Source organism: Rhizobium sp. 10N427, from assembly GCF_056394605.1.
Genome location: NZ_JBFTID010000001.1, coordinates 428,149 through 442,521, shown reverse-complemented (window position 1 = coordinate 442,521; position 14,373 = coordinate 428,149). Strand labels below are relative to the sequence as shown.

The following is a 14,373-nucleotide window of genomic DNA, read 5'->3' as shown; positions in this document are numbered from 1 at the left end:
CGGTGTGTCCCGCATGAGCCACTTCGGGGTGAAGTCTTATGTCTTTGAGTTTCAGATCATACCGGCGCGAATGACGGGCTGCTGACGCCCGGCAACCGGCAACGGCTGTCTTCCTTTTCGATCTTCCCAAGCGCGGACATCGGCGGATGTCCGAACGATATCCCATGCCTTCTAGTCACGAGGTTTTCCCATGAGCATCACCGTCTACAGCAAGCCCGCCTGCGTTCAATGCACCGCAACCACCCGCGCGCTCGATCGCCAGGGCATCGACTACACGATCATCGACGTTTCCACCGATAGCGCCGCTTATGATCTGGTGCAGGGTCTCGGCTACCGCCAGGTTCCCGTCGTCATCGCCGGCGAGCAGCATTGGGCTGGCTTCCGCCCCGACATGATCAGCGCGCTCGCCTGAGCGGCGGCTGCGATGGGCGAGATCGTCTATTTTTCCAGCCGGTCGGAAAACACCCATCGCTTCGTCGAAAAGCTTGGCCTTCCCGCCCGGCGCATCCCCATCACTGGCGCGACGCTCGAAGCTGTCTCGCCCTACGTGTTGATCCTCCCGACTTATAGCGGCGAGGGCGGCAAGGGAGCCGTGCCCAAGCAGGTGATCCGTTTCCTGAACGATGCGGCAAACCGTTCGAACCTCCGCGGCGTGATTGCCGCGGGCAACAGCAACTTCGGCGAGACCTTCGGGCTCGCCGGCGACATCATCGCGAAGAAATGCCAGGTGCCGTACCTCTACAGGTTCGAACTCTTGGGTACGGCTGATGATGTTGCCAACGTCAAACACGGATTGGAACGATTTTGGACACGGCAGTTCTCGAGCGCCCTGTAAAGGCGCAGGCCGCGGAAACAGGGCTGGATTACCACGCGCTGAACGCGATGCTGAACCTCTATGACGAGGACGGCAAGATCCAGCTGGACAAGGACCGGCAGGCGGCGAAGCAGTATTTCCTGCAGCACGTCAACCAGAACACCGTGTTCTTCCATAATCTCCGGGAGAAGCTCGATTACCTCGTGACTGAGGGCTATTACGAGCAGGAGGTGCTGGATCAGTATTCGTTCAATTTCGTGCGCGATCTCTTCGATCACGCCTATGACAAGAAATTCCGGTTCCCGACCTTCCTCGGCGCCTTCAAATACTACACCAGCTACACGCTGAAGACCTTTGACGGAAAGCGCTATCTGGAGCGCTACGAAGACCGCATCTGCATGGTGGCACTTGCCTTGGCGCAGGGCAACGAGGCCTTAGCGCGCGACATGGTCGATGAGATCATCTCCGGCCGCTTCCAGCCGGCGACGCCGACCTTCCTCAATGCCGGCAAGAAGCAGCGCGGCGAGCTGGTCTCCTGCTTCCTGATGCGCGTTGAAGACAATATGGAATCGATCGGCCGCTCGATCAATTCGGCGCTGCAGTTGTCAAAGCGGGGCGGTGGCGTGGCACTGTCGCTGACCAACATTCGCGAAATGGGCGCGCCGATCAAGCATATCGAGAACCAGTCGTCGGGCATCATCCCGGTGATGAAGCTGCTCGAGGATGCCTTCTCCTATGCCAACCAGCTCGGCGCGCGCCAGGGGGCCGGTGCCGTCTATCTCAACGCTCACCACCCCGACATCATGCGCTTCCTCGATACCAAACGCGAAAATGCCGATGAGAAGATCCGCATCAAGACGCTGTCGCTGGGTGTCGTCATTCCTGACATCACCTTCGAGCTCGCCAAGAACAACGAGGACATGTACCTGTTCTCGCCCTATGACGTGGAACGCGTCTACGGCGTGCCGTTCACCGAGATCTCGGTGACCGAAAAATACCGCGAGATGGTGGCCGACAGCCGCATCAAGAAGAAGAAGATCAAGGCCCGCGATTTCTTCCAGATCGTCGCCGAGATCCAGTTCGAAAGCGGCTATCCCTACATCATGTTCGAGGACACGGTGAATAAGGCGAACCCGATCGCCGGACGCATCACCATGAGCAATCTGTGCTCCGAGATCCTGCAGGTCAGCGAAGCCAGCGAGTATAACGACGACCTGTCCTACAAGGTGATGGGCAAGGACATTTCCTGCAATCTCGGCTCGCTGAATATCGCTGCCGCCATGGACTCATCCGATTTCGGCAAGACGATCGAAACATCGATCCGGGCGCTGACGGCAGTTTCCGACATGAGCCACATCTCTTCGGTCCCTTCGATCGAGAAGGGCAACGACGAGAGCCACGCGATCGGCCTCGGTCAGATGAACCTGCACGGCTATCTGGCCCGCGAGCGGATCCAGTACGGCTCCGAAGAGGGCGTCGATTTCACCAACATCTACTTCTACACGGTGACCTATCACGCCATCCGCGCCTCGAACCGTCTCGCCGTCGAGCGCGGTCAGAGCTTCAAGGGCTTCGAGAATTCGAAATACGCCTCGGGCGAATATTTCGACAAGTATACCGAAACCGAGTGGAAACCGGCTACGCAGACGGTTGCCGACCTGTTCAGCAATGCCGGTATCGAAATTCCCACCCAGGAAGATTGGCTGGCACTGAAGAAGGCCGTCATGGAGGGCGGGCTCTATAACCAGAACCTGCAGGCGGTGCCGCCGACGGGGTCGATCTCCTACATCAATCACTCGACGTCATCGATCCATCCGATCGTCTCCAAGATCGAGATCCGCAAGGAAGGCAAGATCGGCCGCGTCTACTATCCCGCCGCCTTCATGACCAACGACAATCTCGACTATTACCAGGACGCCTATGAGATCGGGCCGGAGAAGATCATCGACACCTATGCGGCTGCTACCCAGCATGTCGATCAGGGCCTGTCGCTGACACTGTTCTTCCGCGACACGGCGACGACGCGCGATATCAACAAGGCGCAGATCTATGCCTGGAAGAAGGGCATCAAGACCATCTACTACATCCGCCTGCGCCAGATGGCGCTGGAGGGTACGCAGGTGGAGGGATGTGTGTCGTGTACGCTGTGAGTTTTAGCTGCTGACGTTTGAGTAAGCGGCCCCCTCACCCTAGCCCTCTCCCCGAGGGGAGAGGGGATGTAGAGCGATACGCCGCCGCGGTTTCCCTTCTCCCCTCGGGGAGAAGGTGCCGGCAGGTCAGGCGCAACTCGTTGCACCGGGGATGAGGGGGCTACCAGATGAATTCGGTCCAAAGGACACACCCATGAACATGCACGCCAAGCCCGTATCCCGCGTCCGCGCCATCAACTGGAACCGCATCGAGGACGACAAGGACCTCGAAGTCTGGAACCGCCTGACCGGCAATTTCTGGCTGCCGGAAAAGGTGCCGCTGTCGAACGACATTCCCTCCTGGGCGACGCTGAAACCGGAAGAGCAGCAACTGACGATCCGGGTCTTTACCGGGCTGACGCTGCTCGACACGATCCAGAACGGCGTCGGCTCGGTGACGCTGATGGCCGATGCTTCGACCCAGCATGAAGAGGCGGTGCTTTCCAACATCTCCTTCATGGAAGCTGTGCACGCGCGCTCCTACTCGTCGATCTTCTCGACGCTGTGCTCGACACCTGACGTTGACGACGCCTATCGCTGGTCCGACGAGAACGAGTTTCTGCAAAGGAAGTCGGCGCTGATCATGGAGCAATATGCTTCCGGCGATCCCCTGAAGAAGAAGGTTGCCAGCGTCTTCCTCGAGAGCTTCCTGTTCTATTCCGGCTTCTATCTGCCGATGTACTGGTCGAGCCGCGCAAAGCTCACCAACACCGCCGACATGATCCGCCTGATCATTCGCGACGAGGCGGTGCATGGCTATTACATCGGCTACAAGTTCCAGCGCGCCGTAGAGCGCCTGCCGGAGGCCCGCCGTCAGGAGATCAAGGATTTCGCCTTCGATCTGCTGCTGGAGCTCTACGACAACGAAGCCAAGTACACCGAGGCGCTTTATGACGGTGTCGGGCTCACCGAAGACGTCAAGAAGTTCCTGCACTACAACGCCAACAAGGCGCTGATGAACCTCGGTTACGAGGCACTGTTCCCGCCGGAGGCCTGCAAGGTCAATCCGGCAATCCTCTCGGCGCTCTCGCCGAATGCCGACGAGAACCACGACTTCTTCTCTGGCTCCGGCTCGTCTTACGTCATCGGTAAGGCCGTGGCGACGGAAGACGAGGACTGGAACTTCTAGGCAACGTCAGTCGAGCGAGGCGAGGGCGGAGCTTTGGCCTCCGACTTCGACCGTCGCCGTTAGACCGGCAATCAGTTGTACTCCGTCAGGCACTTTGTCGAGATTGATGCGGACGGGAACGCGCTGCGCCAGCCGTACCCAGCTGAAGGTTGGGTTGATATTGGCCAGCAGCCCGGTTCCCGACGTGCGTTCGCGGTCCTCGATGCCGGTGGCGATGCTGTCGACATGGCCTTCCAGTGTCTGGCGATGGCCCATTAGATGGATCGTGACGCTGTCGCCGACATGGATGCGCGGCAGCTTGGTTTCTTCGAAATAGCCTTCGACGCGCAGGGAGTCGGTATCGACGAGCGCGACCTTGGCGGTGCCGGCGGTGACATAGTCGCCTGGGCGCAGGCTGAGGTTCGAAACCGTGCCGTTGACCGTTGCCTTGACGGCTGAGCGGTCAAGATTGAGCTGCGCCAGATCGCGGTTGGCGACGGCCTGCAGATAGGTGGCTTCGGCCTGGTCGGCGGCGGTGCGCGCCTGTTCCTTCTGCTGCACGGAGGCGGCGTCGCCGAGGCGCTGCTGGCGGTCGGTTTCGCGGCGGGCCTGTTCCAGCATCGCCTTTGCACCTTCCAGCGCGGCTTCGGTCTGCGCCAGAGCAATCTTGAAGCGCTCGCCATCGACGCGGAACAGCACATCACCCTTCTTGACCGATTGGTTGTCCTTGACGGCGACGTCGCTGACGAGGCCGGAAACGTCCGGTGCGATGCCGACGACGTCGGCGCGCAGACGCGCGTCGCGCGTCCAGGGTTCGTCCATGTAATGCACCCAGAGGCCGTGGCCGGCATAGGCAGCGGCGGCAACGAAGGCGAGGGTGACGATCAGGCGGGAGATTGATTTCAGCGTGTTCATGCGAAGTACCAGCGTGTCAGGGAGGAGACTGCTCCGAGAAGCAGCACATAGAGGGAGAGATCGAAGAGGCCGCGGTGCCAGACGAGCGAATAGGCGCCCAGCCAGCTCAGCCCGCGGCGGACGATCATCACGAGAAGAAGGGAAAGCACCATGAGAACGAGAAGGCGCGGCACATAGACGCCATAGAGATCGAATTCGGCAGGCATGACGGTTTACTCGGCTGCAATCTGAAGCGGGGTTGAGAGGGTTTCGGGCGTGGGCCAGTCCGGCGGCGACGCCTCAGGGAAGAGCGCCCTGCGCAGGCCGACCAGCGCATCGATATTGTCCCGGGTTTCCGTCCGTTCATGGGCAATGGTTCCGAGGCTGTCATCGATCGCGGCACGCAGTTCGTCGGGCGGATCGATTGCCTGGCCGGCATCGAGCCGGGCACGGTAGAAATCGGAGACGCCCGACAGCACGCGGCCGACGGAAAGGGCGCTTGCGCCACTGAGCTCCTTGCGCCGGGTCTGCAGCATCAGCACGTTGAAGCCGAGGCGGACGTCGGCAAAGCCATCGACCTTTTTTAGTTCGCGATCCTCGACGGCGGCGAGGCGCGGCACCAGCTGGCCGAGGCGATCGAGGATGCGGCCGGAGAGCCGCTCGTGGTCAGTGCGGCGTTCACCGGCTGCGGTCTCGGCCAGATCCCTCCAGCCGGCACGCACCAGCCGCCAGGCAGCGAGTTCGGCGCCGAAAGGGCGGGCGATCAGCGTCCACACGAGGGCAAAGCCGATTCCGGCAAGGGCCGCGACCGCCTCATTGGTGAAGGTGGTGAAGTCGGATGTGTAGCGATCCTGGAGAGCGATGAAGCTCGCGCTGTTCACCGATAGCAGCATCGCCAGCATGTTGAACTGCGGGCGGGTGATCAGCAGTCCGAGCAGCAGGAATGGCGGTGCGAAGACAACCACCAGCAGCTCATAGGAATTGACCGCCGGCAGGATCGCGAAGATGTAGATGAACGAAATGACGAGGCTCAGAGCCGACCAGATGAACATCGACCGGATGAAGGGCGCGGGCCGGTCCATCGCGGCGAAGAACGAGCAGGCGACGGCGGCCATCGTCACGAAGCCTGCACCATTCTGCCAGCCGGTGAAGATCCAGAAGAAGCAAGCGACAGCGATCCCGGCAACGACGGAACCGGCAGCGAAGGCAATCAGCGCATAGTCATAATGCCTGACGCGGCCGACCACTTGGCGGTGGCGGAAAACCGGATGCCACGGACCGGCATGGCGGCCGCTGGCGATCTCATCGCGCAGGGTCAGGCAATCGTGCCAGAGGTCGACGATCTCGCCGAGGCGGGCAAGCGCGCTGCGATAAAGCAGGGCGTTCCAGCCGGTTTCGTGGCTCTCCGAGGTCTGGACGTCATCGATGCGGCGGCGCAGGTTTGCGCCCGTGCCGTCCGGCTTGCCTTTGCCCCCCTGCTGCAACCAAGCGGCGGCATCGTTGAGCAGCGTGGAAAGCGCCGGCGGCAGCTCCTGTCCGGACGATTTCAGCGCGTGAAGACGGTCGGCAAGCGAAGAAAACAGCGGCAGCAGCATCAGCAGGCGGCCGCGCAATTCGCGTGAATGACGGACGATATCGCGGCCATTCGCATCATGGCCGAGCTGGCTGATGACGAGGTCGAGGCCTGTGACATCGGAGGCGAGCTTCTGGCGCTTCAGCGGCGTGGCGGGCGAGGCGCCTTCGCCGCGCAGGATCTCGTCGGCCCAGCTTCCGGCATCATCGAGCCAGGTGGTGATGCGCTGGCCGAGCAGCGAACTGACGCTGGCGGGGAAGATGACGGCGCTGACGATGCTGGCGCAGACGATGCCGATGATGATTTCTTCCGAACGGGCAAGTGCGGTATCGAAGACTGTCTCGGGCGAGCCGACAGAGGGCAGGGCGATCATCGGCAGCGAATAGCCGGCGAGCATGAAGACATAGCTTCGGGCACTGCGATCGAGCATCGAGATGAAGAGCAGCGTGCCGGTCCAGAGGGCGACGACCAGCGACAGAAATTCCGGAGCGTTGACGAACAGGGGAACGAAAAACACGGCTGCCGAAGCGCCGAGCAGTGTGCCGAGCGCGCGGTAGAGGCCCTTGGAGCTCGTGGCACCGGCCAGCGGATTGGCGACCACATAGACAGCCGCCATCGCCCAGTAGGGACGGGGCAGGTCGAGCGACAGCGCCACGAACAGCGCCAGCATCGATGCAAGGAAGGCCTTGCCCGAGAATAACCAGTCACGCCATCCCAATGTCACGACGCCGCCTCGATTTCCTTTTCGAGGGCGCCGGTCTGCGTCACGTCGATATTGTCGAAGGCCTGCAGCACGCGCACGGCAGCTTCAAGGTCGGCCTTGCTGACATCCTGGAGAATGCGCTCGCGAAGCTCGTCGAGCACCGCTTCCATGCGCGCCGCAAGGGCACTGCCCTCATCGGTCAGATAAAGACCCTTGGCGCGGCGATCGGCAGGATCGTCCTTGCGGACGACAAGGCCAAGTGTTTCGAGCTGATCGAGCAGCCGCACCAGCGACGGCCCCTCGATGCCGACATGGCCGGCCAGCACCACCTGGCGGACACCGCCGCCGAGGCGGCCGATCCAGAGAAGCGGGGCGGCGCAGGCCTCGGAGATTCCGTGGCTGCTGAGCGCCAAATCGACGGCGCGGCGCCACTGGCGGCCGGTCGAAAGCAGGTTGGCGGTAAAGACCCGCTGAAGGCTGTTGTAGGTATCCATGCGCCGGATATAGCATCGAATTAGATAGGATTCAAATTATTCGCTATCTATTTTATTGGCTGCGGCAATCTGGCCATGCTGGTCGGCCTTCAGCTCAGGCGTGGCTAACGGCGATCATCTCGGCAGCCTTCGAGCCGATCGCCATCGCCGGAGCGTTGGTGTTGCCCGAAGGAATGAAGGGAATGATCGAGCAATCGATGACCCGAAGGCCTTCGATGCCCCGCACACGAAGGTCGCTGCCGACGACCGCCATGGGGTCGCTGTCCGGCCCCATGCGCAGGCTACCGGAGGGATGGTAGTTGGTCTTGACCGTCTGCCCGGCAAATTTCGTCAGGGCCTCTTCATCCTGGATGGCGCGGCCGGGAAGGATCTCCATGTCGATCTTGGACAGGAAAGGCTCGGTTTCCAGCAACCGGCGCGCTGTCTTCAGCGATGCCAGTGTCAGCCTCAGATCATCGGGATCGCCGAAGAAGTTGCAATCGATCAGCGGCTGGTCGGCAGGATTGGCGGAGCGCAGCCGGACGCTGCCACGCGCCTTCGGCCTGAGAAGGCATGAGGTGAAGGTCACGCCCCAGGTGGGTTTGGCCGAGGAGACGTCGCGGTCGAGATAGACGATCGGAGCACAATAGAGCTGGATCGTCGGCCGCTCGCCACCATCCGGATCATAGAACAGGCAGGATTCGATCCCCGTTGTCGTCACCGGCCCGGAATCGAAGAACAGATATTGCAGGCCGTTGCGGATCATCGGCCAGCCCTTGTCCTCGCCGAAATATCCGGATTTGCCCCTGGTCGTCGCGATCACCGGGACTTCGTGATGATCCTGAAGATTGGCGCCGACGCCTGGAATGTCGGCTGCAACGGCAATCCCGTGCTGGCGAAGGTGATCGGCCGGACCGAGGCCCGACAGCATCATCAGCTTGGCACTGTTATAGGTACCGGCCGCAACCAGCACCTCCCGGCCTGCCATCGCCGTCTGCGTCTCGCCACCCCTGGTGTAGACGATGCCGCGGGCGCGGCCGTTTTCGATGAGGATGCGGTCGACCCGCGCGCCGGTGATGATCTGCAGCCGCTCGTCCTTTGCCAGGGGATCGAGGAATGCCTTCTTGGCGTCGGAGCGCTCGGTACGCCGGCCCCATTTGGCGAATGTGTGCTGCATGATGCCGACGCCGTTCTGGCGCTCGCCATTGAAATCCGGATTGTAGGAATGGCCGAGCCCCTGGGCGGCCCGGATGAAATCCTCGGTCGTATCCGAAATATGCTTCGGCTCGGAAACGCGAAGCTCACCCGATATGCCGTGATAGGCGTTGTTGAAGCGGCTATTGGCCTCGATGCCGGTAAAGTGTGGCAGCATGTCTGCGTAGGACCACTCGCTGCCATTGCCGAGATAGCGCGCCCAGCCGTCATAGTCTTCCTTCTGGCCCCGCATGTAGACCATCGCATTGACCGCGCTGCCGCCACCGAGTGCCTTGGCGACAGGCACGATCGGCCCGCGGCCGCCAAGCTGCGGCTGGGGAACGGTATGATGCATTTCAAGAAAATCGTCGCGGGCGAGGTATTTCATGTAGCCCGCCGGAAAGGACATCAGCTTCGCCGTCTGGCTTGGGCCACGCTCGACGATCAGGACCGAAAAGCCGAAATCGCGCACCAGCCGCACGGCCGCCACCGATGCCGCCGATCCGCCGCCGGCGATGATGAAATCGAATTCGCGCGCCATCTGTCCTCCCGGTGGGCCTGCCCGTCTTGTCTCTTCAGATCGCGGTGAAGCCGTTGTCGACGAAGAGGTGGACGCCGTTGACGAAATTGGAGTCGTCGCTGGCCAGATAGAGTGCAGCACGCGCCACGTCTTCGGGCTCACCGATGCGCCCCTGCTGGGCGGCGATTGCCTCGTCCGACACATCGACGCCGAGCGCCTGCAGTTCCTTGACCTCGCGCAACCCATGCGGCGTGCGGATGAAGCCCGGGCAGACGGCATTGCAGCGGATGTTGCGGTCGCGGAACTCGACGGCAATGGCCCGGGCAAACATGTGCACGGCGCCCTTGGTCGTGTCGTAGAGTACTTCCATCGGCGTTGCCGCGACGGCGGAGATCGACGAGGTGCAGACGATCGAGCCGCCGCCTGCTGCGATCATCTTCGGCAGGACCGCCTTGGTCATCAGGAACATCGAGCGCACGTTGACGCCGTGCAGCCACTCCCATTCCTCGAGCGTGGTTTCGAGGAACGGCTTGATGACGATCGTTCCGGCATGATTGAAGAGGACGGTGACGGCGCCGAACTTGTCTTCCACACCTCTGACGGCATCGTTGACGGCCGTCTCATTGGAGACGTCGGCCACCCAGTAGTCGGCGACACCGCCGGCGTCGCGGATCGCCTTTGCGGTTTCTGCGGCTGCCTCCTCGTTCCGGTCGATGATCGCCACCTTGGCGCCCTCGGCGGCAAAGAGTTTCGAGGCTGCTCCGCCCATGCCTGTCGCCCCGCCGGAAATGATCGCAATCTTGCCTGCCAGTCTTCCAGCCATGGTGAGGTCTCCTCGATGGGGTGTGAATAACGGTTGGGGATCAGTTTGCCGTGGAAATTCCCGATGAGCGCAGGTCACGGCGGAAATCGGATGGCGACATGCCGGCGATGTGACGGAAGGATTTGTTAAAGGCGCTGATCGAGCCAAAGCCGCTATCCATGGCCACCTGCAGCACGTTCGCCTCCTCGCTCATCAGCATCGCCTGGGCGCGCGAGAGCCGCAGCAGGTTGACGTATTTGCTGAGCGTCATGCCGGTCGACTTCTTGAAGAGGTTCATCGCATATTTCGGATGGAGATCGGCGGCGCGGGCGATGTCGATCGTGTCGATGTCTTCCATGAAATTGGCGGCGATGAAATCGCACATGCGCGCCACGTTGCGCGACGACTGGGCGTAGGGCGGATCGTTTTCGGCCAGCTGCGTGCTGAGCCCGATCATCGAATAGGGTTCCAGCAGGATGCGCTCGATGCGCAGCAGCAGTTCGTCCACCGCATGCTGCGACTTTGCCGCATCGCCTGATGTCGCATAGCGGTGCCAGCGCGCGAAATTCTCGCTGTCGGCGGCGTCTGTCGCCGAGGTCAGCATGGTGGCGCCGCGCATCAGCTGGCTGGAAATGGTGACCGGCAGGCGCATGCGGAAGAAATAGACGAGCGGCAGGTGGGCGCCCGCATAAATCGAATCATCGGACGATTCGTCCATCTGATGCGGCTGGCCGCCCCAGAACAGGCACATCTCGCCGGCGTTGAGCGAAAATTCGTGGTCGTTCATGCGATAATGCACGCTGCCATGCATCACGAAATTGACCTCGACCTGCGCGTGCCAGTGCGGCATGGCCATGACGGGCGGATGGGCGTGGAACATTTGAAGCGCGGTGGGCAGCCCCTCGATGCTGCTCGCACCGGGCTGATAGATGGCTCTTTGCGCAACCTTACTTTCCGCCAAATCCATATTCCCTTTTTAGGAGACAGCCGGTGCCTTCCGGTTAGTGTAGGCACGTTCGCTAAGGGACGGCAATTGAAAAGGGAGGATTTTCAATGCGCTTCAATCTTATCGGTGCGACGGCTGCTGTCGCGCTGCTTGCTTCCGGCTCCGCATATGCAGAGCAGGGCACGCTCACCATCTGGAGCTGGAACGTCGCCGCATCGGCGCTGAAATCCACTGTGGAAGGCTTCAACAAGAAATACCCTGACGTCAAAGTCGATGTGCAGGATCTCGGCAACCAGCAGGTCTTCGACAAGATGCTGGCAGCCTGCGCCGCCGGAGGAGACGGCCTGCCTGACATCGTCACGGTCGAGAATTTCGAAGCGGAAATCTTCTGGAACCGCTTCCCCGACTGCTTCACCAACCTGAAGGACCTCGGCTACAACGCCGACATCCAAGCCAAATTCCCCGACTTCAAGCGTACCGAACTCGAAGTGGGCGATGTGGCCTATGCCATGCCGTGGGACTCCGGCCCGGTTGCGGTGTTCTACCGCCGCGACTTCTATGAAAAGGCTGGCGTCGATCCGACGACGATCAAGACATGGGACGATTTCATCGCCGCCGGCAAGAAGATCTCGGCCGCCAATCCTGGCGTCGTCATGGCGCAGGCCGACTTCAACGGCGACAGCGAATGGTTCCGGATGATTTCCAACGAGCAGGGCTGCGGCTACTTCTCCGAGGATGGTCAATCGATCACCATCAACAAGCCTGCCTGCGTCGCGACTTTGGACAAGGTCAAGCAGATGAAGGATGCCGGCACGCTGACGGCCGCCATCTGGGACGAAAAGATCCAGGCGAATACCGCTGGCAAGGTGGCCAGCCAGATGTATGGCGGCTGGTATGAAGGCACGATCCGCTCCGGCTCGCCCGATCTGTCCGGCAAGTGGGGCGTCTACATGATGCCGAGCCTGACGGCGGACGGCCCGCATGCGGCCAATCTCGGCGGTTCGTCGCTCGCGATCGCCGCCAATTCCGAAAACAAGGAAGCGGCCTGGAACTACATCAACTACTCGCTTGGCACCAATGAGGGCCAGGTGACGATGCTGAAGTCCTTCGGCCTCGTACCGTCGCTTCTCTCGGCCGTGCAGGATCCGTTCGTCAACGAACCGCAGCCCTATTGGGGCGGTCAGAAGGTCTGGGCCGATATTCTCTCGACCCTGCCGAAGATCGTGCCGAGCCGCGGCACGCAGTACCAGACGGATGCGGATGCCATCTACAAGGCAGCGCAGACCAAATACTTCGCCGGTGGTTTCCCGGATGCCAAGGCGGCGCTTGACGACGCTGCCAAGCAGATCGCCACCGCGACGGGTCTTCCGATCGCAGAATAAGTGACGAAGCCGGGCGCTTTGCGGCGCCCGGTTCTCCATCCCCCGGGATGGCTCGTTGCGTCTGTGAGGAGGAAAACATGCCGATCCGCAACCGGAGCGCTTATGCGTTCCTCGCGCCCTATCTCATCGTCTTCGCCACCTTCTGGGTGTGGCCGATCATCAGTTCGTTTCTGATCTCGTTTCAGAACACGCGCGTCAATCCGTGGAAATTCAGCCTCTCGGCCAATTGGGGGCGCCTGTTCGGCGACCCGGCTTTCTACAACGCGCTCTACAACACGCTGATCATCCTGGTCATCCAGGTGCCGGTGATGATCGCGATCGCCACCGTCATGGCGGTGCTCCTGAATTCGCCGCTCCTGAAGCTGCGGCCGCTCTTCCGTTTTGCTTTCTTTGCGCCCGTCGTCGTCGGCGAAGTCGCCTATGCGGCGGTCTTCCGGCTGATGTTCAGCATCGATTTCGGCATCGTCAACAAGCTGATCACCTCGGTCGGCCTGCCGGCGGTCTCCTGGTTCGACAATGCCAATGCCGCGATGGCGCTCGTCATCATCGCCGTGACCTGGCGCTGGGCAGGCTATAACGCCATCATCATTCTCGCCGGGCTACAATCGATCCCTGAGGATGTCTACGAGGCTGCGACGCTCGACCGGGTCAGCAAGACGCAGCAGTTCTTCCACATCACACTGCCGCTCTTGAAGCCGATCATTCTGTTCTGCGTCGTTCTCTCGGTCATCGGCACGATGCAGCTCTTCACCGAACCGTTCTTGATCACCAATCGCGGCGGTCCGGGTGGCGGCACCGAGACACTCGGCCTGCTGCTCTACCGCCAGGGATTCCTGTCGCTGAATTTCGGTTATGCGTCAGCCGTGGCTTACACAATAGCGGCACTGGCGGTTGCGATCTCGTTGCTCAACCTGTGGGTCGGGAGGGAAGCGAAATGAAATCCAAGTCGCAATCGCTGCTGTTGAGGCGGATCGCGCTGCATGCGGTGCTGACACCGCTGGCGATCATCTGGCTGTTCCCGCTGTGGATGATGTTCATCTTCTCGACCATGCCCGACTACGGCATCTTCAGCCCCGAGATCGTGCTGCTTCCGTCGACGAACTTCATTGCCAACTTCCAGGATCTGGAAGCGCAGACCGGCTTCACCCGGGCGATGTTCACCTCGATCTCGGTGGCTATCATCTACACCATTCTGTCGGTGCTGCTGACCTCGATGGCGGGCTGGGCGCTGGCGCGCTACCGCTTCGCCGGGCGTTCCGTCGTCGTCGCCATCATTCTCGGCACCATCACGCTGCCCTTCGCGGTCGTGGTCATTCCGCAGTTCATCATGGTGGCGCGAGAGTTCAAGCTGGCGAATACCTGGGTGGCGCTGATCGTTCCGCCGCTCTTTAACTCGCTCGGCGTGCTCTTCATGCGCCAGTCTTTCTCGATGATGCCGAACGAGCTTTTCGATGCGGCACGCGTCGAAGGCGTCAAGGAATGGCAGATCTTCCTGCGCATTGCCCTGCCGCTGGCGCGGCCGACCATGGCGGCGCTGTCGATCATCCTCTTCCTGGTCTCGTGGAACAATTATCTCTGGCCGCTGCTGATCAACTCCAGGCCGGCGATGATGACCGCACCCGTGGCGCTCGGCACGCTGATCGGCCTGACCAAGGTCTCCTGGGGCGGCATCATGGCGGGGGCAACGATGCTCACCGCGCCGATCCTCGTCATCTTCGTGCTCCTGCAGCGCCACTTCATCGCTGGCATTGCTGCCGGCGCAATCAAATAATCGG

14 protein-coding genes are annotated in these 14,373 nt (G+C 61.4%); 7 read left to right on the top strand and 7 right to left on the bottom strand.

The window, feature by feature from the left end:
• Positions 1 to 190: 190 nt before the first annotated feature.
• The 4 genes from nrdH (at position 191) to nrdF (ending at position 4,132) form a co-directional block, all read left to right on the top strand.
• Positions 191 to 412 carry a glutaredoxin-like protein NrdH gene (gene nrdH, locus AC1DIJ_RS01910; protein WP_112388640.1) on the top strand — a complete coding sequence of 74 codons (222 nt, stop codon included), beginning with the start codon at positions 191 to 193 and terminating at the stop codon, positions 410 to 412.
• Positions 413 to 424: 12 nt separating this feature from the next.
• Positions 425 to 835 (top strand): class Ib ribonucleoside-diphosphate reductase assembly flavoprotein NrdI, encoded by a 411-nt coding sequence (gene nrdI / locus AC1DIJ_RS01905; RefSeq protein ID WP_112388639.1) that lies wholly within the window; start codon positions 425 to 427, stop codon positions 833 to 835.
• Positions 805 to 2,964, top strand: coding sequence for a class 1b ribonucleoside-diphosphate reductase subunit alpha (nrdE, locus tag AC1DIJ_RS01900; RefSeq protein ID WP_112388638.1), 2,160 nt, complete (start codon positions 805 to 807; stop codon positions 2,962 to 2,964). Before nrdI ends, nrdE begins: the two co-directional genes overlap by 31 nt.
• A gap of 193 nt (positions 2,965 to 3,157) precedes the next feature.
• On the top strand, positions 3,158 to 4,132 hold the full coding sequence (gene nrdF / locus AC1DIJ_RS01895; RefSeq protein ID WP_112388637.1) for a class 1b ribonucleoside-diphosphate reductase subunit beta: 975 nt from the start codon (positions 3,158 to 3,160) through the stop codon (positions 4,130 to 4,132).
• Positions 4,133 to 4,138: 6 nt separating this feature from the next.
• Here the strand turns inward: nrdF and AC1DIJ_RS01890 are convergent, their stop codons facing one another.
• From AC1DIJ_RS01890 to AC1DIJ_RS01860, 7 genes are all read right to left on the bottom strand, one after another.
• Positions 4,139 to 5,026: an efflux RND transporter periplasmic adaptor subunit gene (locus tag AC1DIJ_RS01890; RefSeq protein ID WP_112388636.1), complete on the bottom strand. Its 888-nt coding sequence runs from the start codon at positions 5,024 to 5,026 to the stop codon at positions 4,139 to 4,141.
• Complete coding sequence (locus AC1DIJ_RS01885) at positions 5,023 to 5,232, bottom strand: DUF1656 domain-containing protein (RefSeq protein ID WP_112388635.1); 210 nt, start codon at positions 5,230 to 5,232, stop codon at positions 5,023 to 5,025. Before AC1DIJ_RS01885 ends, AC1DIJ_RS01890 begins: the two co-directional genes overlap by 4 nt.
• A 6-nt stretch (positions 5,233 to 5,238) precedes the next feature.
• A complete protein-coding gene (locus AC1DIJ_RS01880) occupies positions 5,239 to 7,248 on the bottom strand; it encodes an FUSC family protein (protein ID WP_405049565.1) in 2,010 nt (669 codons plus the stop codon).
• A gap of 50 nt (positions 7,249 to 7,298) precedes the next feature.
• Positions 7,299 to 7,775, bottom strand: coding sequence for a MarR family winged helix-turn-helix transcriptional regulator (locus AC1DIJ_RS01875; RefSeq protein WP_112388633.1), 477 nt, complete (start codon positions 7,773 to 7,775; stop codon positions 7,299 to 7,301).
• Positions 7,776 to 7,869: 94 nt separating this feature from the next.
• Complete coding sequence (locus AC1DIJ_RS01870; protein WP_112388632.1) at positions 7,870 to 9,489, bottom strand: GMC family oxidoreductase; 1,620 nt, start codon at positions 9,487 to 9,489, stop codon at positions 7,870 to 7,872.
• Positions 9,490 to 9,523: 34 nt separating this feature from the next.
• Entirely contained in the window at positions 9,524 to 10,291 is a 768-nt protein-coding gene (locus tag AC1DIJ_RS01865) for an SDR family NAD(P)-dependent oxidoreductase (RefSeq protein ID WP_112388631.1), read from the bottom strand.
• A gap of 40 nt (positions 10,292 to 10,331) precedes the next feature.
• Positions 10,332 to 11,237 (bottom strand): helix-turn-helix domain-containing protein, encoded by a 906-nt coding sequence (locus AC1DIJ_RS01860; RefSeq protein WP_112388630.1) that lies wholly within the window; start codon positions 11,235 to 11,237, stop codon positions 10,332 to 10,334.
• 86 nt (positions 11,238 to 11,323) lie between these two features.
• Between AC1DIJ_RS01860 and AC1DIJ_RS01855 the strand changes: the two genes are divergently transcribed.
• The 3 genes from AC1DIJ_RS01855 to AC1DIJ_RS01845 all read left to right on the top strand — a co-directional run bounded on the left by AC1DIJ_RS01855 (position 11,324) and on the right by AC1DIJ_RS01845 (position 14,369).
• Entirely contained in the window at positions 11,324 to 12,598 is a 1,275-nt protein-coding gene (locus AC1DIJ_RS01855; protein WP_112388629.1) for an ABC transporter substrate-binding protein, read from the top strand.
• 77 nt (positions 12,599 to 12,675) lie between these two features.
• Positions 12,676 to 13,536 (top strand): carbohydrate ABC transporter permease, encoded by an 861-nt coding sequence (locus tag AC1DIJ_RS01850; protein ID WP_112388628.1) that lies wholly within the window; start codon positions 12,676 to 12,678, stop codon positions 13,534 to 13,536.
• The gene (locus AC1DIJ_RS01845) at positions 13,533 to 14,369 is read left to right on the top strand and encodes a carbohydrate ABC transporter permease (protein ID WP_112388627.1); all 837 of its coding nucleotides are present in this window, start codon (positions 13,533 to 13,535) and stop codon (positions 14,367 to 14,369) included. Before AC1DIJ_RS01850 ends, AC1DIJ_RS01845 begins: the two co-directional genes overlap by 4 nt.
• Positions 14,370 to 14,373: the final 4 nt, after the last annotated feature.